The organism is Variovorax sp. Soil_C_17 (genome assembly GCF_057657265.1).
On record NZ_JBDGIT010000002.1, the window covers coordinates 795382 to 815945 of the forward strand.

19 protein-coding genes and 1 pseudogene are annotated in these 20564 nt (G+C 68.1%); 8 read left to right on the top strand and 12 right to left on the bottom strand.

The genetic code is table 11. From position 1 onward, the window contains the following. Both AC3A6Y_RS12320 and AC3A6Y_RS12325 read right to left on the bottom strand, forming a co-directional pair. On the bottom strand, nucleotides 1–510 hold the full coding sequence (locus tag AC3A6Y_RS12320) for a type II toxin-antitoxin system VapC family toxin (RefSeq protein ID WP_487868511.1): 510 nt from the start codon (nucleotides 508–510) through the stop codon (nucleotides 1–3). 1 nt (nucleotide 511) lies between these two features. Next, on the bottom strand, nucleotides 512–760 hold the full coding sequence (locus AC3A6Y_RS12325) for a type II toxin-antitoxin system Phd/YefM family antitoxin (protein WP_487868512.1): 249 nt from the start codon (nucleotides 758–760) through the stop codon (nucleotides 512–514). A gap of 144 nt (nucleotides 761–904) precedes the next feature. On the opposite strand from AC3A6Y_RS12325, the gene AC3A6Y_RS12330 reads away from it, so the two are divergent. The 7 genes and pseudogenes from AC3A6Y_RS12330 (at nucleotide 905) to AC3A6Y_RS12360 (ending at nucleotide 8027) form a co-directional block, all read left to right on the top strand. Continuing rightward, nucleotides 905–2095, top strand: a complete 1191-nt coding sequence (locus tag AC3A6Y_RS12330) for an MFS transporter (protein WP_487868513.1) — start codon at nucleotides 905–907, stop codon at nucleotides 2093–2095. A 44-nt stretch (nucleotides 2096–2139) separates the two neighbouring features. Beyond that, on the top strand, nucleotides 2140–3171 hold the full coding sequence (locus AC3A6Y_RS12335; protein WP_487868514.1) for an aldo/keto reductase: 1032 nt from the start codon (nucleotides 2140–2142) through the stop codon (nucleotides 3169–3171). 186 nt (nucleotides 3172–3357) lie between these two features. Beyond that, nucleotides 3358–4794 (top strand): annotated as a pseudogene (locus tag AC3A6Y_RS12340) (two-partner secretion domain-containing protein); the annotation flags it as partial. A 26-nt stretch (nucleotides 4795–4820) separates the two neighbouring features. Further along, entirely contained in the window at nucleotides 4821–6152 is a 1332-nt protein-coding gene (locus AC3A6Y_RS12345) for an EndoU domain-containing protein (RefSeq protein ID WP_487868515.1), read from the top strand. An 8-nt stretch (nucleotides 6153–6160) separates the two neighbouring features. Next, on the top strand, nucleotides 6161–6595 hold the full coding sequence (locus tag AC3A6Y_RS12350) for a hypothetical protein (protein ID WP_487868516.1): 435 nt from the start codon (nucleotides 6161–6163) through the stop codon (nucleotides 6593–6595). A 24-nt stretch (nucleotides 6596–6619) separates the two neighbouring features. Then, nucleotides 6620–6811 (top strand): hypothetical protein, encoded by a 192-nt coding sequence (locus AC3A6Y_RS12355; protein WP_487868517.1) that lies wholly within the window; start codon nucleotides 6620–6622, stop codon nucleotides 6809–6811. Between the two features lie 439 nt (nucleotides 6812–7250). Then, nucleotides 7251–8027: a glycosyltransferase gene (locus AC3A6Y_RS12360; RefSeq protein ID WP_487868518.1), complete on the top strand. Its 777-nt coding sequence runs from the start codon at nucleotides 7251–7253 to the stop codon at nucleotides 8025–8027. A 199-nt stretch (nucleotides 8028–8226) separates the two neighbouring features. Here AC3A6Y_RS12360 and AC3A6Y_RS12365 read toward each other — a convergent pair whose 3' ends face one another. The 9 genes from AC3A6Y_RS12365 to AC3A6Y_RS12405 all read right to left on the bottom strand — a co-directional run bounded on the left by AC3A6Y_RS12365 (nucleotide 8227) and on the right by AC3A6Y_RS12405 (nucleotide 16953). Further along, a complete protein-coding gene (locus AC3A6Y_RS12365; protein ID WP_487868519.1) occupies nucleotides 8227–8661 on the bottom strand; it encodes a barstar family protein in 435 nt (144 codons plus the stop codon). Between the two features lie 11 nt (nucleotides 8662–8672). Continuing rightward, nucleotides 8673–8954, bottom strand: a complete 282-nt coding sequence (locus AC3A6Y_RS12370) for a hypothetical protein (protein ID WP_487868520.1) — start codon at nucleotides 8952–8954, stop codon at nucleotides 8673–8675. A gap of 141 nt (nucleotides 8955–9095) precedes the next feature. Continuing rightward, entirely contained in the window at nucleotides 9096–10055 is a 960-nt protein-coding gene (locus AC3A6Y_RS12375) for a helix-turn-helix transcriptional regulator (RefSeq protein ID WP_487868521.1), read from the bottom strand. A 184-nt stretch (nucleotides 10056–10239) separates the two neighbouring features. Continuing rightward, entirely contained in the window at nucleotides 10240–11334 is a 1095-nt protein-coding gene (locus AC3A6Y_RS12380) for an ABC transporter ATP-binding protein (RefSeq protein WP_487868522.1), read from the bottom strand. A 4-nt stretch (nucleotides 11335–11338) separates the two neighbouring features. Continuing rightward, entirely contained in the window at nucleotides 11339–12337 is a 999-nt protein-coding gene (locus tag AC3A6Y_RS12385; protein ID WP_487868523.1) for an ABC transporter ATP-binding protein, read from the bottom strand. 5 nt (nucleotides 12338–12342) lie between these two features. Then, nucleotides 12343–13305, bottom strand: a complete 963-nt coding sequence (locus AC3A6Y_RS12390; protein WP_487868524.1) for an ABC transporter permease — start codon at nucleotides 13303–13305, stop codon at nucleotides 12343–12345. 45 nt (nucleotides 13306–13350) lie between these two features. Further along, nucleotides 13351–14328 carry an ABC transporter permease gene (locus AC3A6Y_RS12395; protein ID WP_487868525.1) on the bottom strand — a complete coding sequence of 326 codons (978 nt, stop codon included), beginning with the start codon at nucleotides 14326–14328 and terminating at the stop codon, nucleotides 13351–13353. 19 nt (nucleotides 14329–14347) lie between these two features. Then, nucleotides 14348–15358, bottom strand: a complete 1011-nt coding sequence (locus AC3A6Y_RS12400; RefSeq protein ID WP_487868526.1) for a M14 family metallopeptidase — start codon at nucleotides 15356–15358, stop codon at nucleotides 14348–14350. Nucleotides 15359–15375: 17 nt separating this feature from the next. Beyond that, complete coding sequence (locus tag AC3A6Y_RS12405; RefSeq protein ID WP_487868527.1) at nucleotides 15376–16953, bottom strand: ABC transporter substrate-binding protein; 1578 nt, start codon at nucleotides 16951–16953, stop codon at nucleotides 15376–15378. A gap of 218 nt (nucleotides 16954–17171) precedes the next feature. Here AC3A6Y_RS12405 and AC3A6Y_RS12410 point away from each other — a divergent pair, with 218 nt between their 5' ends. Next, nucleotides 17172–18074 carry a helix-turn-helix domain-containing protein gene (locus tag AC3A6Y_RS12410; RefSeq protein ID WP_487868528.1) on the top strand — a complete coding sequence of 301 codons (903 nt, stop codon included), beginning with the start codon at nucleotides 17172–17174 and terminating at the stop codon, nucleotides 18072–18074. Between the two features lie 21 nt (nucleotides 18075–18095). Here the strand turns inward: AC3A6Y_RS12410 and AC3A6Y_RS12415 are convergent, their stop codons facing one another. Beyond that, nucleotides 18096–20492, bottom strand: coding sequence for an ATP-binding cassette domain-containing protein (locus AC3A6Y_RS12415; protein ID WP_487868529.1), 2397 nt, complete (start codon nucleotides 20490–20492; stop codon nucleotides 18096–18098). Nucleotides 20493–20564: the final 72 nt, after the last annotated feature.

Here is a 20564-nt window from a genome sequence, read left to right on the forward strand (position 1 = left end):
TCAGTTGTGCCCCCCCGGCTGCACCGGGTCGCCCAGAATGACGCGCAGGCCCGTAAGACGTGAGAAATCGCGATCGTGCGTGACCAGCGCGGCCGCCCCCACTTCCAGCGTCGTCGCGGCTTGTATTGCATCGGGCAGGCGTAGTCCTGTGCTTGCACGAATGCGGGCCGCGGTCACAGCGATTTCGTGGGAGACAGGCACGACCTCGAAGTTCGCAAGCTCCTTCTCGTAGCGCTTGGCGAGCACATCCTGCCCATGCGTGAAAGGTCCGGCGAGCACTTCTGCCATCGCGATGGTCGAGATGGCGATCTGAACCCGTCCATCGGCCTGCAGCTCAAAGAGCCCGACGAAGGCTGCGGCGAACTCAGGATGGTCGTCGAGCAGGTAGATGAGCGGGGCGGAGTCCACAACGACCAGATCGCCGCCACGCAGGCCACCCCACAGGGCGCTGCCTGCAGTCGTCTTGCGTGCCCTGGGACTCGAGCGCTTTTTTCTGGAGATGCCCGTCACCTCAATCCCACTCGCTGCGCATGTCCGCGATCCCCTTCGAGGGAGAGGCACCCCAGAGCCCCTTGCCGCTGCCGCGCAGTGCCAGGAAGCGGGAGCGCGGCCTGGCCTTCGCGAGCATGTCGGGCGAAACGATGGCCGCGTAGGGCTTTCCGTGCCGCGTCAGCAGGCTCGGTTGGCCTGCGTGCGCGCGCGATGCAAGTTCGGGCAAGGTGTTGCGGCCCTGTTCGAGTCCGATGGTGTGCAGGGGCATGGAAATCTTTCCGTACGGTCTGTACATTTTATTCTGGATGCGGATTCGTGCATAGCCGGTTCGAGCTTCAACTTCAACTCATCAATGCTTGTCCATCGGACCAGCTAGTCGCAGCTTGCAGATGCCCGCACAGTACAGGACATCATGCCCATCGCCCTCCTCGCCCTCACCGCTGGTGCCTTCGGCATCGGCACCACCGAGTTCGTCATCATGGGCCTGCTGCTGCAGGTCTCGGCGGATCTTCATGTCTCCATCGCTGCCGCCGGCCTGTTGATCTCGGGCTATGCGCTCGGGGTGGCGGTCGGCGCGCCGCTGCTCACCATCGCCACCCGTCGCGCCTCGCGCAAGACCGTGCTGCTCGCCTTGATGGCGATCTTCACGCTCGGCAACATCGCCTGTGCGCTGGCGCCCAGCTACGAGACGCTGATGGCTGCGCGCGTGATCACATCGCTGGCGCACGGCACCTTCTTCGGCGTCGGCTCGGTGGTGGCCACCGGGCTGGTGGCGCCCGAGAAGCGCGCCTCGGCCATCGCGATCATGTTCACCGGCCTCACGGCCGCCACCATGCTCGGCGTGCCGGCCGGCGCCTGGCTCGGCCTGCACTTCGGCTGGCGCTCGACCTTCTGGGCCGTGGCGCTGATCGGCGTGCTCGCGCTGTCGGTGCTCGCGCTCTTCGTGCCGCGCGACCGCAGCACGGACCGGCAGGCCCCGGCCCCGCTGCGCGACGAGCTCGCGGTGCTGGGCCGGCCCCAGGTGCTGCTCGGGCTCGCGATGACGGTGCTGGGCTATGCCGGCGTGTTCGTGGTCTTCACCTACATCCAGCCGCTGCTCACGCGCATCACCGGCCTGCCCGAGTCCGCCGTCTCGCCGCTGCTGCTGCTCTTCGGTGGTGGCCTTGCGGTCGGCAACATCCTGGGCGGCAAGCTGGCCGACCGGGCGCTGATGCCGGCAGTGCTGGGCACGCTCGCGGTGCTGGCGGCGGTGATGGCCCTGATGCAGCCCGCACTCAAGACCGGCGTGACGGCGGCCCTCTTCGTCGGGCTGCTGGGCGTCGCCGCCTTCGCCACGGTGGCGCCGCTGCAACTGCGCGTGCTCGAGAAGGCGGCCGGCGCCGGCCAGAACCTCGCTTCCAGCCTCAACATCGCGGCCTTCAACCTCGGCAATGCGCTCGGCGCCTGGGTCGGCGGCGCCGTGATCGAGCGCGGTCCCGGCCTCGGCGCGCTGGGCTGGGTGGCGGCGCTGCTCACGCTGGCGGGCCTGGCCATCGCGCTATGGAGCCGCGCGCTGGAGCGGCGCGAGCCCGCGCTCGCGGAGTGCGCCCCGGCCCGCACCTGAACCGCTTTCTCATTCCTCGATCCGATTCGAACCAAGGACTCCTCATGGAACATCGCTACCTCGGCAACTCCGGCTTCAAGGTGCCGGCCCTCGGCTTCGGCGCCGGCACCTTCGGCGGCCAGGGGCCGCTCTTCAGCGCCTGGGGCAACACCGATGTCGATGGCGCGCGCCGCATCGTCGACATCTGCCTCGACGCCGGCGTCAATCTCTTCGACAGCGCCGACGTGTACTCGAACGGCGCCTCCGAATCCATCCTCGGCGCCGCCGTCAAGGGCCGGCGCGACAAGGTGATCCTGTCGACCAAGATGTCGCTGCGCGCCGGCGACGGGCCCAACGAAGTCGGTTCCTCGCGCCACCATCTGGTCGCGGCGACCGAAGCCGCGCTCCGGCGCCTCGGCACCGATTGCATCGACCTGCTGCAGTTGCACGCCTTCGACGCGATGACGCCCGTCGAGCAGGTGCTGCGCACCCTCGACGACCTGGTGCGCGCAGGCAAGGTGCGCTACATCGGCGTCTCGAACTTCTCGGGCTGGCAGCTGATGAAGTCACTGGCCGCTTCCGACCGTCTGGGGCTGTCGCGCTACGTCGCCAACCAGACCTACTACTCCTTGATCGGACGCGACTACGAATGGGAGCTGATGCCGCTGGCCATCGACCAGGGCGTGGGCGCGATCGTCTGGAGCCCGCTGGGCTGGGGCCGGCTCACGGGCAAGATCCGGCGCGGCCGGCCGCTGCCCGCCGGCAGCCGGCTGCACGACACCGCGGGCTTCGCACCGCCGGTCGAGGAGGAGCGGCTCTACCGCGTGGTCGATGCCATGGACCAGGTGGCCGAGGAAACCGGCAAGACCTTGCCGCAGATCGCGCTCAACTGGCTGCTGCAGCGCCCGACCGTGGCTAGCGTGCTGATCGGCGCCCGCGACGAGGAACAGCTCCAGCAGAATCTCGGCGCGCTGGGCTGGCAACTGACGGCCGATCAGGTGAAGCGCCTCGATGCAGCCAGCGCCGTGACGCCGCCGTACCCCTATTACCCGTACTGGAACGGGCAGTTCTCGGAGCGCAGTCCGGTGGCGGTCTGACGGGACGGCGCTAGCCCGCGCTCGCGCAGGGCCGCGCCTGCGACCGCGCAAATCTGGTGTTTTCTGACGCCGCTGCCGCTATTGCGGAGGTGGCGCACCAGAATCCGGCCCTTCAAAAACAAGAAGGGCCGATGTGATGAATGCCAAGGGAGGCTTTCTTCCGACGCCCGGGCCGGAAGGAAGAACATGAACAAGCACCTTTACAGGGTGGTCTTCAATGCTGCGCGCGGCCTGCGCGTGGCGGTGCAGGAAACCGCCAGGAGCGCGGGCAAGGCCACCGGCACAACGCCCGCGATCGCGGCGGGCGCTCTTTTCGGCGTGCTGGTGGCGCTGCCCGGCCAAGCGCAGATCGTGGGCGCGCCGGGCGTGGCGCCGGGCCTGCGGCCCACCGTGCTGGTCGCGCCCAACGGCGTGCCGCTGGTCAACATCCAGACCCCCTCGGCCGCAGGCGTCTCGCGCAACCTCTACCACCAGTTCGACGTCCAATCCCGCGGCGTCATCCTCAACAACAGCCGCAGCAATGTGCAGACGCAATTGGGCGGCTGGGTGCAGGCCAATCCCTATCTCGCGACCGGCTCCGCGCGGATCATCCTCAACGAGATCGTGAGCGGCAATCCCACGCAGCTGCGCGGGGCCATCGAGGTGGGCGGCCAGCGCGCCGAGGTGATCGTGGCCAACCCCGCGGGCATCGCCGTCGATGGCGGCACTTTCATCAATGCGAGCCGGGCCACGCTCACCACCGGCACCCCGCAGCTCGATGCCGCCGGCGGGCTGGACGGCTACGTGGTGCGCGGCGGCACCGTCAGCATCGAGGGCGCCGGCCTCGATGCCAGGAGCACCGACTACGCGGCCATCCTGGCGCGCGCCATCAAGGTCAACGCGGGCCTCTGGGCCAACGAGCTCAAGGTGGTGACCGGCGCCAACCAGGTCTCGGCCGATCAAGGGCAGATCAGCCCGGCCACCGGCACCGGCAGCGCGCCCGTCTTCGCGCTGGATTCCTCGCTGCTCGGGGGCATGTACGCCGGCAAGATCACGCTCATCGGCACGGAGCATGGCGTCGGTGCGCGCAATGCCGGCACGATCATGGCTGCCGACGGCTCGGGGCCGCTGGGCGGGGTCGGCGAACTGGTCGTGACCGCGGCCGGGCGGCTGGAGAACATCGGCACGATGCAGGCCGCGCGGCGGGCCGAGCTCGCGGCCCAGAGCCTGGCCAACAGCGGCCGCATCGCCAGCGGCGGGGACCTGAAGATCGCCACACCGGGCACGCTGGGCAATGCGGGCGGCATCCTCGAAGCGCAGAGCCTGCAGCTGGCGAGCGCAGGGACCGTCGACAACCGCGGCGGCACCATGCGCCAGACCAGCGGGGTTGGCTTGACGGTCACGGCACCGATCCTGAGCAACACTGCCGGCGGCGTGATCGGGGCGGAGCCGGTGCCCGAGGCGCCGGTGCAGCCGGGCACGGGGAGCTCCGATCCTGCGACGCCGGGCACTGGGACTGGCACAGGCACAGGCCCAGGCACGAGCACGGGCACCGCGACCGCCTCGGACAGCAGCGGCGGCAGCACCAGCACGACCGGATTGCCCAGCTACGTGCCCGCGCCCGGCAACATCACTGCCGCCGGCCGTGCGCTCCAGGTGCACTGGGCGCCATGGTCGGGGAGCTGACCGCCGAAAGCTACGGACGGCATGTAGACACGGTTCAGCTGGCTGAACTGATGGCCGCCCTCGCCGTGGCCGTCGCAGGAGGCGATGCAAGCCAAATCAATCTTGCGGTAAGCGCGGGCGGCAATGCGGCGGCAAACAACTATCTGAACCATGACCAATGGGGTTCCTTTGCGAAAGAGCTGACGGCTTGCGGCAAGGACCCGGTGTGCGAGGCGACGGCCCGTGCGAAGTACGCCGAGCTCAGCAAGGGGCAGGACGCCACCCTGGCCGTTTGCGACAAGGTGGGCAATTGCGAGACCTTGAAGAAGGAGGTGACGCAGGGCCGTGCCTACCAGATGCAGCTGGTCAAGAACGGGCAGCTTCCCGATGAATACCTCGGCGGCTTCGACTTGCAGCAGCTGGGTTTGAAGCTCGCCAACCAGCCCGCCTACCGGGAGGAGGTGGGCAAGTCGGTCGTGGCGCAGATGCTGTGCCAGCTGAACCCGGCGCAATGCGACATCCAGTCCGCCAAGATGGCCGTCGCGCTCGGTGTGGCATTGGCAGGTGGACCTGCCGCCACCTATTTGCTGAGCAGCCTGCCGACCATTGCGGCCGCTGCGAGGATGACGGCAGCGGCGTGCGCGGAAAGCCCGGTCCTTTGCGCGAACAAGGCCGGGGCGCTGGTGGCCGATCTGGTCGCGAGCGAAGCCGTGGGCGGCGCCAGCGTGGCCGGTGGGGCGCTGGCCGCGAAGACACTGAGCAGGGTCGAAGCGGAAACCGAGGCCCTGCGCATCATTGCGCAGCGCAATTCGACCCTGAGCGCCAGGATCGATGGCGCCATTCTCAACCGCTCGGATGCGCAGCTGTACAACGATCTGGCGGCCCGGGCGAAGATTCGTCCCGACACCAGCAGGGATGCTTTTTATGCAGCCAACACCGACAAGACTATCCTTTCTAACAACAGCTTCGACATGGGCCATGTGCTCGCGGGCGAGGTCAACCCCAAGGGCAAGGCCACCGGCTACCACGCTGAGTTCGCGGCCGACGGGGGGGCGCGCATCAAGCCCGATGCGAACATCACGCACAACGCCAATGGGACGTACGAGGCGTCGGTGCAGGTGTGGGATGGCAAGTCAGGGGGGTGGGTGGACAAGAAAAACATATCCACCTTTTTCCCGCCTTCCTGGTCAGAAGCAAGGATCGCGTACGAAGTGACCGAGGCGTTCAAGAACAAGCAGATGATTGACGGCACAAAGTGGCGAGGTGTATCGCCGAGTGGCATTGCCATTGAAGGATTCACCCATCCGGGGCGAACGACCTTCTATCCAGTCAAATAGGACTTCCAATGCATTTGATATTGCGCGCGACCCTGATTGAACACGTGGCCGACGCCGATCCATCGAAGCGGTGGTGGGGCAGGTGGCTTGAAGTTGTGCATCCGGCTGCGCAGCCTTCTGAACCTCGTTGGCAGTACTGTGAACCGCGGTTTCGATTGATGTGCAGTGCCATTACTTCCGACATTCAAAGCGCAGAGGGTTCAGGGGCATGCGTGCTGGACTGGGTTCGCAAGGTGGAGTCGGGAGAGATCGATTTCGCGGATGTGGATGGAAATGCATGGGTGATGAACATCTCCCGAGACAAGGTCTGGTTCGAAGGTCTGTACAACCAAGGAGAAGGCGGTGAAGTGAGCTTTGCCCAGTACAAGCTTGCGGTGCAGACCTACGTGCGCTTCCTCGCCGACCCTGAGCACAATCCGATCGAGGTCGAGTTTCCGGCGTAGATCGGACGTCACGACTACGCAAGCATGACGGGCCTGAACCTGATCGGAAGCGCGGCTCATCCATCAGTGCGGCGCCCTGGGCTGAACCCGGCGCAATGCAACATCCAGTCGGCCAAGATGGCAGTCGCGCTCGGTGTCGCTTTGGCAGGCGGACCTGCCGCCACCAATTTGCTGGGCAGCCTGAAACATGTATGGGACCTGGTGGCTCTGCTATAGAGGATTCGACGATATTCAGAGCGGCCACAGGCACCCATTCCATGGCTTGTCCAGCTGTTGTGCGCGGCCCCCGGGAAATCGTAGAGCTTAGGTCTAGAGTCCGATCAACTCGAAATGGAGGTCGGACCGATGAAGAAGCGATACACCGAGGAACAGAGATCGATACCATGCGCGAGGTGCTCAAGGGAAAGTGAAGGCCGTGGCGGCGCCGCGCGAGGTCGTGCGGCAGTTGCAAGGCCTGGGCCTGAGCGAGCGCCGGGCACTCAGGCTGGTGGGCATGAGTGCCAGCATGCTGCGAATGGGGAATTGAATCTGGTGGAAGAGGACCTCTTTCGGTACAGGTCGCACCACGATCATGGGGATCGACATCGGGTGCTCCCGGGCGCTGGGCGGACTCGCGGTCCATGTCCGCTGCATGCCTTCTTCGACGAACTGAACCATGTCCGACACTCGAATACCTTTCCACGTGACCTTGCGCAACGCGCAGCGCCGCCACATCCTGTGCATGAAGTGGGGCACCAAGTACGGCCCCGAGTACGTCAACCGCCTCTATGCCATGGTGCGCCGCAACCTGCGCAGCGGCTTCCGCTTCACCTGCCTGACGGACGACCCGCAGGGCATCCGCTCCGAAGTGGAGTGCCGGCCCATCCCTCCGCTCGACCTGGCCGAGGGTACGCCCGAGCGTGGCCCGACCCAGCTGGTGGCCTTCGCCGCCGATCTGTACGGCCTGCGCGGCACGGCGCTCTTCCTCGACCTCGACCTGGTGATCGTCGGCGGGCTCGATCCCTTCTTCGACCATCCGGGCAAGTTCCTGGTCATCGAGGACTACAAGCGGCGGTGGCGGCGGCGCGTGACGGGCAATTTCTCCGTCTTTCGCTTCGAGATCGGTGCTCATCCGGATGTGCTCGAGCATTTCCGCAACAACATCGCCGAAGTGAGCTCGACCTTTCGCGACGAGCAGGCCTACGTCTCGGACTTCCTGCACCGCCAGGGCAAGCTCGCGTACTGGCCGCCCGCCTGGTGCCCGAGCTTCAAGCACCACAGCATCCCGAGGTGGCCGAGCAACTACTGGCGCGCACCCTTCGTGCCGCCGGGTGCGCGCATCGTGGTTTTTGACGACGAGTGGAACGCGCCGGGTGTCGTCGCCGGGCGGCGCAATCGGAGCGTGCGCTTTGTCCACTCGGCGAGGTGGGTGACGGAGTGCTGGAGGGAGTAGTTGGGGTGGCCCACCTGTTCGGAGTGGGATTGCATGCGGATTCGCACAGGGTGTGGCCTGGCGTCTTTCGCGTCACCACTCGCGTCTAATTGCCCGTCTTCACGGAACTATCTATTCCGCAACGTCATTGCTTCGGAATCTCGCAAAGATTCGCCAAACTGCCATTCCCGGCGTCTTCCGGTTCCTTCTAATGGCGCCTTCACGTCCGGGCAACAAGGCGTTCAATTGAAGCTTTTGCATCGAGCGGGAAGACAACTCGGAGTTCGTGATCAACGTATGACCATCCTGGCGGAGACTCAGCCGCGTTCGGTTTGGCGCTTTCTGCCCAAGTGGCGAGCGCAGTTTGAAGTACTTCGAGATAGGTGCGGCACTCCAACTGCCTGTCACGCAACGGGAGGTCGCTGTGTACCACCACCACCTTCCTCTTGCTTATCCAGCTGAGGTCGTGCAGGCAGTCCTGTAATGCATCCCAGTTGCCGCCGAAGTAGCCAGGGAATCGGCCGGCGCTCCCAAGCGCCGCAAGCAGGTCGCTCTTGGAGCAAATGCCAGCAGGAACTCTCAGAACGAAGTCCTCCTTCTCGCACATGGAGTCGGGTGGGTCTGCGTACTCGAACGTTATTTTTGTGGTCGCCATCTCTGCTCCGTCTACGGGTTCACGCGAATGAATGTGCCGTAATGGTCCGGCGTATAGAAGATCTCCCCGCCTTGTCCTGTCACGATGCGCTGCGTATTCCGTGTAGTACCCGACTGATTGCTGCGGCAGCAGTCCCTCCTTGTTGCCAAAAACAGCGCCATCGTTTCGGTGAAGCTCACGGAACCGGCGTGAGCGGCACTGGCGTCCAAGAACAGAAGCCCTGCGAGGGCTGCTCGATGGAGGTCGAGACGCGATGTGGATGGCCTCATGCTTTTTTTTGCTTCCGTCTTCATGACGGAGCGCATTAGGCCTTCAACGCGCGTCTCGCGTAACTACCAACCTTGGTAGGACAGTCTGGTAAGACTTCCGCCTGCCTTCTGTCCGCCAGAGCGCAGCGGGTCAGCTCGAGCGAAGCCGCCCGAGCTCCGGCAACACTAAAACGCCGACAGCTGGCTCACCCCACCAAACCCGCTCTCCCCGTGCTGCGATTGCGTCGCCGCCTTCACCAGTTGCACCCGGTTGCGGGCCGCGAAGCGGCGCCGCAGCTGCCGCATGTGGTAGTCCACCGTGTGCGACGACAGCTGCAAGCGGTAGGCGATCTCCTTGTCGCTGCGCCCCTGCAGCAGGTGCTCGAGGATGTACTGCTGCGTCGGCGACATGCCCGACATCTCGGCGCGCGCCGCCGGCGGCGCGGCCGGCACGCGCGCGTGGCGCGACAGGTACTCGTGCACGCTCAGGCCCAGCACCAGCGACTGGCCCACCACGCCCTCGGTGATCCAGCTGCGGCTGGACGCGCTCGAGGTCAGGCTGATCACGGTGTGCTCGTTCACGTGCGTGGGCGAGGCCAGGCGGAAGAACAGGCCGCTGCGGATGCCGCTGGCATGCAGGTCGTCCAGAAAGCGCCGGCGCCGCTCGCTCGGGTCGGGACCGGTGAGCGATGCCTCCAGCTGATTCACGTCCCACAGCAGCGGCAAGCTGGAGGCCGGCGCCTCCTGGTGCCGCGCATCCACCTCGTAATAACGCTGCGCGAAATAGCGACGCACCCAGTGCGCATTGGCGTAGCTGGTGAAGAAGCTCAGCGGCCAGGACTGGCCTCGCACATAGGTCACCATGCCGTAGCCCATCCACTCGAAGCCGATCGCATGCAGCATGCCGCGCACCAGGCGCGCCCGGGCATCGATGCTGCCGGCCTCCACCAGGTCGCGCACGACGCCGGGCAATTCGGCATGACGGCCCAAGGTCTCCGGCCGGCACAGCTGCTCCTCGGCATAGAGCTGCGGCGGCGGTCCGCCGGGCACGCTGCCGCCCTCGCCGGTAGAAGGCCCCGCTTCGGCGACCCTCGCAGCCGGCAGCGACGAGGCCGCGGCGCGTTGCAGCAGAGAAGACAGCATCATGGCCAGCACCTGCCGGCGGGCGTGTTCATCATGGTTGCGGATTCGCTGAAAGGCGCAGGCGCGCCACGGCAAACATTCATGATCAGTCGGCCCCTCGCGGGCGTCCAGTGAAATTGATGAGCCAGATCGATGCGCTGCGTGCATCACGCCGGCGGCCACGGCAAGGCCGCCCTGCGTCCGCAAGTTAGCAAACGGCGGTGACGGCGCCTTGTAAATTCTTAACCCCGGCCGACCCGGCCTTGTAGGACGCCGCCGCGTCAACCGCTTGTGTGTCGATGCGATGACAAGCCACCCAGCGATCGCCCCCCGCCGGCGCCAGCACCGGCGCCTCCTCGGCGCAGCGTGGCAGCGCCTGCGGGCAGCGCGGGTGGAAGTGGCAGCCAGGCGGCGGGTTCATCGGCGAGGGGATCTCCCCGCGGATCGCCACGAAGTGCTTCCTGCGCACCTCCAGCTTCGGCGCCTCGGCCAGCAGGCCCTGCGTGTAGGGGTGCAGCGGCTCCTCGAAGATCGCCTCGGCCGGCGCCGATTCCACCACCCGCCCGAGGTACATCACCAGCACGCGGTCGCTGATGTGCCGCACCACGCCCAGGTCGTGGCTGATGAAGAGGTAGGTGAGCCGGAGCTCCTCGCGCAGCTGCATGAAGAGGTTGATCACCTGCGCCTGGATCGAGACGTCGAGCGCGGCAACGGCCTCGTCGCAGATCAGCAGCCGCGGCCGCACCGCAAGCGCCCGCGCGATGCCGATGCGCGCACGCTGCCCGCCCGAGAACTGGTGCGGATAGCGGCGCATGAGCTGCGGGTCCAGCCCCACCCGGCGCAGCAGGCCGGCCACCAGCTCCTCCTGCCCGCCGCCATCGACAAGCCCGTGCGCCAGCGGCGCCTCGCCCACGATCTGCTGCACCCGCAGGCGCGGGTTGAGGCTGGCGTAAGGGTCCTGGAAGACCATCTGGATGCCGAGCATGTGGCGCCGGTAGTCGGCGCGCGGCAGCCGCTGCTCCAGCGCCGCCGTGTTCTCGCCCTGCCACCAGCGCTCCCCTTCGCTGAGGCCGTGCAGCCCGGCCGCCATGCGCCCCAGCGTCGACTTGCCGCAGCCCGATTCGCCGACCAGGCCCACCACCTCGCCGCTTCGGACGGCCAGCGAGACGCGATCGACCGCGTGCACGGTCTGCGCCGCCGGCGGCGCGCCCAGCAGGCGCGCCAGCCGGGCCGCGGCATCGGCTTTTTTCACGAAGCGCTTGGACGTCGCGCGCAACTCCAGCAAGGGTGTCGAGGTCTGCATGAATTCAAGCCGTCGTCGCGGCGTCCGCGGAATGAGGATGGAAGCAGCGCAGCTGCCGCTCGGGCAGGCGCACCAGCGGCGGCGCCGCGCGGCAGGCCGCATCGGCGCGCGCACAGCGGGCCTGGAAGGCGCAGCCCGGCGGCAGCGCGAGCAGCGAGGGCGTCATGCCCGGGATCTGCGCCAGCGGCCGGCCGCGCGGATTGCGCGACGGCGCGCTGGCGATCAGGCCGCGGGTATAGGGATGGCGCGGCCGCTCCAGCACCTCGGCCACGGCGCCCTGCTCGACGATGCGCCCGGCATACATCACCGACACCGTGTCGGCCAGGCCCGCGACCACCGAGAGGTCGTGCGTGATCCAGATCAGCGCCGTGCCCGACTCGCGGCACAGCGCCTGCATCTCCGCGAGGATCTGGCCCTGGATGGTCACGTCCAGTGCGGTGGTGGGCTCGTCCGCGATGATCAGGTCGGGCTCGTTGAGCAGCGCGATCGCGATCGCCACCCGCTGGCGCATGCCGCCCGAAAACTGGTGCGGGTAGGCCAGCAGCCGCTCGTGCGGCGACGCGATGCCCACCTTGGCCAGCGCCGCGGCCGCACGCGCGCGCGCCGCCTTCGCACTCACGCGGTGATGGGCGCGCACCGCCTCGATCATCTGCGTGTCGATGCGCAGCACCGGGTTGAGCGTCATCATCGGGTCCTGGAAGATCATCGCGACGCGGTTGCCACGCACCGCCTGCAGCGCACGCGGCGAGAGCTGGAGCAGGTCCAGCACCTCGCCGTCGCGCTGCGTCAGCTGCACCTTGCCGCCGGTGACGCGGCCCGGTGCGTCGACCAGTCCCAGCATCGAGTAGCCCGTCATCGACTTGCCGGAGCCGGACTCGCCCACCAGGCCCATCACCTGGCCCCGGTCCACCGTGAACGAGACCTCGTCGACCGCGGTCGCGATGCCGGCACGGGTGAAGAAGCGGGTCTGCAGCCCTTCGACGATCAGCGTGGGATTCGTCATGGCGTTCACTGCCTCGAAAGCCGCGGATTCAGCACATCGCGCAGCTGGTCGGCCACCAGGTTGATGGCTAGGATGGTCGCCAACAGCAGCAGGCCCGGATAGACCGACATCCAGTACTGCCCCGCCAGCAGCGACTGCTGGCCGTTGGCGATCATCAGGCCCAGCGAAGGCTCGGTGATCGGCACGCCGATGCCGAGGAAAGACAGCGTGGCCTCCAGCGCGATCGCATTCGCCACCTGCAGCGCCGCCACCACGATCACCGGCGGCAGGCAATTGGGCAGCAGGTGGCGAAACACGATGCGCGCCCCCGACAGGCCCAGGCCCTGCGCGGCCTCGATGTATTCCTTCTTGCGCTCGACCAGCGCGGCCGCGCGCACGGTGCGCGCGTAGTAGGCCCACTGCACCGCCACCAGCGCCAGCGCGACATTGCCCACGCCCGGCTGCAGCACGGTGATCAGCACCAGCGCCAGCAGGATGGCCGGAAACGACAGCTGGATGTCCACCACCCGCATCAGGAAGGCATCGAGCCGTCCGCCCGCATAGGCTGCCAGCATGCCCAGCGTGCTGCCCAGCGACAGCGCCGCCACGGTCGCGACGATGCCGATGGCCAGCGAGATGCGCAGGCCATAGAGCATGGCCGAGAGCATGTCGCGTCCCTGCTCGTCGGTGCCCAGCAGGTAGAGCCGGCCGGCCTCGGCGGCGCGCGAGCCCGGCGGCAGCCGCGCGTCGAGGATGTCCAGCTGCGCCAGGTCGTAGGGGTTCTGCGACGCCAGCAGCGGCGCGAGCAGCGCGGCGAGTGCCAGCAGGAGCAGCAGCGCGCCGCCGATGACGGCGATCTTCGATTCGGCGTACTGCCGCAGGAAGAGGCGCAGCGGCGATTCGGCCGGCGGCGCCTCGGCCGCAGGCTTCGGGTTCGGAAGGGCGGGCACATCGGCGCCCTCGCCGAGGGTGGCGAACTGTGTACTCATGGGGATGGATCGTCGTTGTCGTGGAAAGCGGTGTCTGCAGCGCGCTCAGGCGCCGGCATCGCCCAGCCGCACCCGCGGATCGAGCGCCGAGTAGGCGATGTCCACCAGCAGGTTCAGCAGCGTGAACATCGCCACCACCACCAGCAGGTAGGCCACCACCACGGGACGGTCCAGCAGGCCGATCGATTCGATGATCAGCTTGCCGGCGCCGGGCCAGGCGAAGATGGTCTCGGTGACGGCGGCGAAGGCCACCAGCGCGCCGAACTCCAGCGCCACCACCGTGACGATGGGCACCATGATGTTCTTCAGCACATGCACCCCCACCACTCGCGCCGGCGACAGCCCCTTGGCACGCGCGAACTTCACGTAGTCCTGCGTCAGCGCCTCGCGCGTGCCGGCCCGCGTGAGGCGCGTGACCAGCGCCAGCTTGAAGAGCGCGAGGTTGAGCGCCGGCAGCAGCAGGTGCTTCCAGCCTTCGAGGCTGAAGAGCGACAGCTGCAGCCCGAGCAGCTCCCGGGTCGGCCCGCGCCCGCCGGCCGGCAGCCAGCCGAGCTGCACCGAGAACACCATGATCAGCATCAGCCCCACCCAGAAGGTGGGCAGCGAGAAGCCGAGGATGGAACCGGTCATGATCGCCTTGCCGGCGAAGGACTCCGGCTTCAGACCGGCCCACAGGCCCAGCGGCAGCCCGATGCCCATCGCAATCACCATCGCGACCGCGGCCAGCTCCAGCGTCGCGGGCAGGCGCTCGAACACCAGCGCCACCGCCGGCACGCCATGCACGAAGGACTGCCCCAGGTCGCCCTGCAGCGCTCGCCACAGGAATTGCGCGTACTGCAGCGGCAGGGAGCGGTCCAGGCCCATGGCCTGCGCGAGCCGCGTGCGCTCGGCCTGGTCGGCATCCATGCTGATCAGGATGTCGGCCGGGTTGCCGATCAGGTAGACGCTGGCGAAAACCAGCAGGGACATGGCGAAGAGCACGAGCAGGCTCTGCCCGAGGCGTCGTATCACGAAGGCAAGCATGGGTGAGGCCGGCGGTGGTTCAGGAGGCCGCGAGGCGAACGCGCCGCATCAGGTAGCCGAGGCAGTCCTGGCGGATCGCGCGCAGGTTGCGCGTGAGCATGGCGGCGATGGCGGGCTGTGCGAGGCTCAGCTGCGTGCCGTTGCGCACCAGCAAGCCCGCGATCGGTTCGCCGTCCAGGCGCAGGGCCTGCAGCGGATCGATGTCCAGCGGCGCGGCCGTGGTCGCGATCACATGGCCGGCCTGGAGCGCGCGGAAGTTGAGCGACTCGATGTCGGGCACGAGCCGGACATCGGCATCCTGCACGCCGTCGCAGGAGATCGTGAGCGTGTCGCGCACCTTCAGCATCGCGAAGGCCTGGAAGATGTCGAGCGGCCCGCCCTCCCCGGCCTCGAAAGTCTCGCGCGTGGCACGCAGGCACTTGCCGATCAGCGCCGCCGCGTGAAACACGCCCTGGGCGCTGCCGATCTCGCCGCACTCGCAGCTGATGCTCGGCGAGAAGGCCGCGAAGGCCGCGCCCAGCGAAGGCTGCGACTCGATCAGCACGGCCAGCGGCGAGAACAGCCGCGCCAGCTGCAGGTGTTGCCGCTGCGTGCCGCTCACGCAGCTGTACAGCGGATTGCGCCCGGAGTTGTTGTGCAGGTCCAGCGTGGCGAAGACGGCGCGCTGACGCATGACCTCCACCACCGCCGCCGCCATGTGCTCGTAGGGCGTGCGCGGCGGCGCGGTCGACCAGATGCGGTTGAAGTCGGGCTGGTCCTCCAGCCGGCGCACGCCGGCCCGGGCTGCCTCCACATTGCCGACGAAGACCGAGAGCGCGCGCGGCAGCCGGCGCGCGCCGTGGCTGGCCAGCACCGACTGCAGCGCCAGCAGGCCCACGTCCTCATTGCCGTGCAGCAGGATCGAGACGAACAACGGCTCCGGCGCATCGCCGGGCAGGTGGATCAGCGTCGGCCCCGGCAGCACGCGATGCAGGTCGCGCGCCGAGGCCGTCAGGAAGCCGGGAGGCAGGTGGTCGAGCTGCTGCAGCATGCGCGTGCGCCCTCCGCTCAATCCGGCCGGACCTGGTAGGCCAGCGTGAACTCGTCCACGCGCGGCACGAAGGCGATGCCCTTGCGGCCGGCCCAGGTCGCGACCTGGTGGTAGAGCGGGATGATGGCGAAGTCCTTCGCCAGCGCCTGCTCGGCCGCGCCCTGCAGCAACTGCTCGCGCTTGCGGTCGTCCACGGTGCGCAGCGCCTCGGTCAGCAGCGCGTCGAACGCCGGGCTGGCGTAGCTGCTCCAGTTGGTGGCGCCCATGCCCTTCTCCTTGTCCGGCGAGCCCAGCAATCCGCGCATCGCGCCCGAGGGCTCGCCGCCGCCCACGCCCCAGCCCAACAGGCCGAAGCCCAGCTCCTTCTTCGATGCCCGTCCCACGTAGGTCGACATCGGCGAGACCTGCACCTTGGTCGCGATGCCGCCGCGCGTGAGCATCTGGCCGATCGCCTGCACCACCTGCTCGTCGTTGATGTAGCGGTCGTTCGGGCCGAAGAGCGTGAGGCCGAAGCCCTCGGGGTAGCCTGCCTCGGCCAGCAGCTTGCGCGCACGGGCCAGGTCCACGGCCTCGGGCTCGAGCTTCGGGTTGAAGCCGAACATGCCGGGCGCGGCGATGTTGGCGGTGGGCACGGCCAGCCGGTCCAGCACGCGCTCGGCCAGCAGCTTGCGGTCGATCAGCTTCGAGATGGCCTGGCGCACCCGCGCATCCTTCAGCGGGTTCTTCGCCAGCGGCCGGCCCTCCTTGTCGGTGACGAAGGGCGAGCTGTCGCGGTGGTCGGTGTAGAGGAACATCACGCGGCTGGACACCTTGTCGAACACGGCCAGGTCCTTGTTCTGCCGGAACTGCGAGACCAGGTTGGCCTGCACGTTCTCCACCAGCTGCACGTCGCCCGACAGCAGCGCCGACATGCGCGCCGCATCGGCCGGCAGCATGCGCAGCGTGAGCGCAGCCCAGGCCGGCTTCGCACCCCAGTAGCCGTCGAAGCGCGAGAACTGCACCGAGGCGCCGGGGCTGAACTTCACGATCCGGAAGGGGCCGGTGCCGGCATCCACCTTCACCTGGTTGAAATCGTCGGTGCTCGCCTTTTCGGCGGCCTTCTTCGAGACGATGAAGATGCGCGTCAGGTCGTTGGGCAAGAGCGGCGCGGGTGCCGCCGTGGTGAGCTGCACGGTCAGCCGGTCGATCGCCTTCTTGCCCGTGATGCTGCGCGTGTAGGTGGCGAAGGAGCTCGGGCTGTTGGCGATCGCGGCGGGCCGGTCGAGCGAGAACAGCACGTCCTCCGCGCTCAGGCTGCTGCCGTCGTGGAACTTGACGCCGTCGCGCAGCTTGAACTCCCAGGTCCGGTCGTCGAGCGCGCGCCAGGAGGCAGCGAGCGCAGGCACCAGGCGCGTGTCGGGGTCCAGCGCCACCAACGTCTCGTAGGCGTGACTCACCACCGCGCTGACGGCATCGTTGTTGTAGAAGTGCGGGTCCACCGTGCTGGGATTGCTGGCGAGCCCGATGCGCAGTTCCTGCGCGGGCAGCGCGCAGGCGGCGAGCGCCAGCGTTGCCGCGCACATCCAGCGGCGCAGGCGCCCTTGTCTCCATCTCATGGTTCTTCTCCGGTTCGATAACGTTGGTTTGCACGAGCGCATTCCCCACGCATGCGAAACGTGGTCGAGATGCCGATCGCCCTTCACAGAATCGCTGGGCACTGGCATGCTCCGGCCCTTCGGTGAATCGACTGCGCCGCAATCGATGAAGCCGAAATTACCAAGCGGCGGATTTTTCGCCTTGTAGATTCTTAAGGTCCGCCGGACCTGGGCCTTCGATGGAACTTATCGACTCCTGCTACTGGCGAGACGCTGAACTCGCGGGGCTTCAATTCACTGCCAACTGCTACATGCAGCGCGAGATCCGGCCGCACCGTCACGTCGGCTTCACGCTCGCGGTGTGCGACACCGAGCTTCAGGTGCGCACGCCCGGGGGCGTGATCGTGGTGCCGCCCGGCACGCTGCTGCGCGTGGCGCCGCACGTGTGGCATTCGGTGCAGGCCCGCAGCGCACCGTGGCGCGAAGACGCGATGTACTGCAGCTTCGCGGTCGCGCGCTGCGTGAGCCCGGCCGATGCCGGCGGCGCCCGGGTCCAGCCGGTCGAAGGCGATGCGGCGGTCGCCGTCTTCTCGCAACCTTCGGCCGCGGGCGATTTCCTCGAATGCCACCGCCTGCTGCAGGAGGCCGCGCGCAGCGGCAACGAGGAGGCCGGCACGATCGGCCGCACGCTGCTGCGCGAGCGACTCGCGCAATGGATGCCGCTGCAGACCGTCGATGCGCCAGGCGCGCCGCAAGGCCCCGCGCTCGCCATCGACAGCGGCGACGAGCGCGTGAACCGGCTCTACGGCCTGATCGCCTCGGGCTTCCACCAGCGCCTCACGCTCGATGGCCTGGCCGAGACGGTGGGCTGGCATCCGGTACACCTGCAACGCCGCTTCAAGAGCGCCTGGGGCTTCACGCCACACGAGCTGCTGGTGGGCCATCGCATCGAATACGCCCGCGATTTGATCGCCGGCGGCGCACGCGTCACCTATGCGGCGCACGCGGCCGGCTTCAGCGACCAGAGCCATCTGCACAAGACCTTCCTCAGCACCTATGCGGTGGTGCCGGGCGAGTACCGGCGCCTGTCGGCGCTCGATGCGCTGCAGCCGCCTTCGGCGCGCAACGGCATCGTGGAGTGAGGGGCCGCGAATCGGCCGCGCTCACCCGCCCACGTAGGCCGCGAGGTGCTTGCCGGTGAGCGTGGAACGCGCAGCGACCAGATCCGCCGGCGTGCCCTCGAAGACGATCCGCCCGCCGTCGTGGCCGGCGCCGGGGCCCAGGTCGATGATCCAGTCGGCGCGCGCCATGACCGCCTGGTGGTGCTCGACGACGATGACCGACTTGCCCGAATCGACCAGCCGGTCGAGCAGGCCGAGCAGCTGCTCGACGTCCGCCAGGTGCAGGCCGCTGGTCGGCTCGTCGAGCACGTAGACGCCGCCCTTCTCGGCCATGTGGGTGGCCAGCTTGAGCCGCTGCCGCTCGCCGCCGGACAGCGTGGTGAGCGGCTGGCCGAGGCTGAGGTAGCCCAAGCCCACGTCGGCGAGCCGTTCGAGGATGGCGTGCGCGGCCGGGGTGTGCGCCTTGCCGCCGCCGAAGAAGGCCCTGGCCTCGGTCACCGACATCGCGAGCACCTCGCTGATGTCGCGGCCGCCGAGCTTGTGCTCCAGCACCGATGCCTGGTAGCGCTTGCCCCCGCACTCCTCGCAGATCGTGGTCACGCCGGCCATGGGGCCCAGGTCGGTGTAGATCACGCCGGCACCGTTGCAGTTCGGACAGGCGCCCTCGGAATTGGCGCTGAAGAGCGCCGGCTTCACGCCATTGGCCTTTGCGAACGCGCTGCGGATCGGGTCGAGCAGTCCGGTGTAAGTCGCGGGATTGCTGCGTCGCGAGCCGCGGATCGCGCCCTGGTCGACCGCCACCACGCCGGCGCCGGCAGGCATCGACCCATGCACCAGCGAGCTCTTGCCGGAGCCGGCCACGCCGGTGACGACGACCAGCACCCCGAGCGGGATGTCGACGTCGACCTCGCGCAGGTTGTGCGCTTTCGCGCCCCGGATCGGCAGCTGGCCGGTGGGCTCGCGCACCGTTTTCTTGAGCGCGGCACGGTCTCCCAGATGGCGGCCGGTGATGGTGCCGCTGGCCACCAGCCCGCCGACGTTCCCCTCGAAGCAGACGGTGCCGCCCGCCGTTCCGGCGCCGGGGCCGAGGTCGACGACGTGGTCGGCGATCGCGATCGTCTCCGGCTCGTGCTCCACCACGAGCACCGTATTGCCCTTGTCCCGCAGCCGCAGCAGCAGCTCGTTCATCCGCTGGATGTCATGCGGGTGCAGGCCCGTGGTGGGCTCGTCGAAGACGTAGGTGACGTCGGTGAGCGAAGAGCCGAGGTGGCGAATCATCTTGACGCGCTGCGCCTCGCCGCCCGACAGCGTGCCCGACGGCCGGTCGAGCGAGAGGTAGCCCAGCCCGATTTCCACGAAGGAATCGAGCGTGTGCGCCAGCGCGGCGACGAGCGGCGCCACCGAGGGCTCGTCGAGGCCGCGCACCCATCCGGCCAGGTCGCTGATCTGCATCGAACACGCGTCGGCGATGCTGAGCTTCCTGATCTTCGAGGACCGGGCGGCCTCGCTGAGCCGGGTGCCGCCGCACTCGGGGCAGGTGCTGAAGGTCACCACGCGCTCCACGAAGGCGCGCACGTGCGGCTGCAGCGCATCGACGTCCTTGGACAGGAAGGACTTCTGGATCTGCGGGATGACGCCCTGGTAGGTCAGGTTGATGCCGTCGACCTTGATCTTCGTCGGCTCCTTGTGCAGCAGGTCGTGCAGCTCCCGCTTGGTGAACTTGCGGATCGGCTTGTCGGGGTCGAAGAAGCCGCAGCCGCGGAAGATGCGGCCATACCAGCCCTCCATGCTGTAGCCGGGGATGGTGAGCGCGCCCTCGTTGAGCGACTTGCCGTCGTCGTACAGCGCCGCCAGGTCGAAGTCGGTGACCGCGCCCATGCCCTCGCAACGCGGGCACATGCCGCCGGTGCGGGAAAAGGTCTGCTTCACGGTCCTGGTCTTGCCTTCACCGCGCTCGACCGTGATCGCACCGCTTGCATGCACCGAGGGCACGTTGAAGGCGAAGGCGCTCGGCGAGCCGATGTGCGGCTTGCCCAGCCGGCTGAAGAGGATGCGCAGCATCGCGTTGGCGTCGGTGGCGGTCCCGACCGTGGAGCGGGCGTCGGCCCCCATGCGCTGCTGGTCGACGATGATCGCGGTCGTCAGCCCTTCCATGACGTCGACCTCGGGCCGCGCCAGCGTCGGCATGAAGCCCTGCACGAAACTGCTGTAGGTCTCGTTGATCAGCCGCTGCGACTCCGCAGCGATCGTGCCGAACACCAGCGAGCTCTTGCCCGAGCCGGAGACGCCGGTGAACACCGTCAGCCGGCGCTTGGGCAGCTCGATGCTGACGTCCTTGAGGTTGTTCACCCGCGCGCCGTGCACGCGGATCCGGTCGTGGCTGTCGGCGGCCGGCTGCAGCGCGGGCGCCTCGTTGTCCGTCTTCCTGGCCTTGCTCATCGTGCCTGACGCAGTTCCTGAATGGGGATCACGCTCCCCGCAGGATCGCGGAAGGCTTCGTGGGGTCTGAGG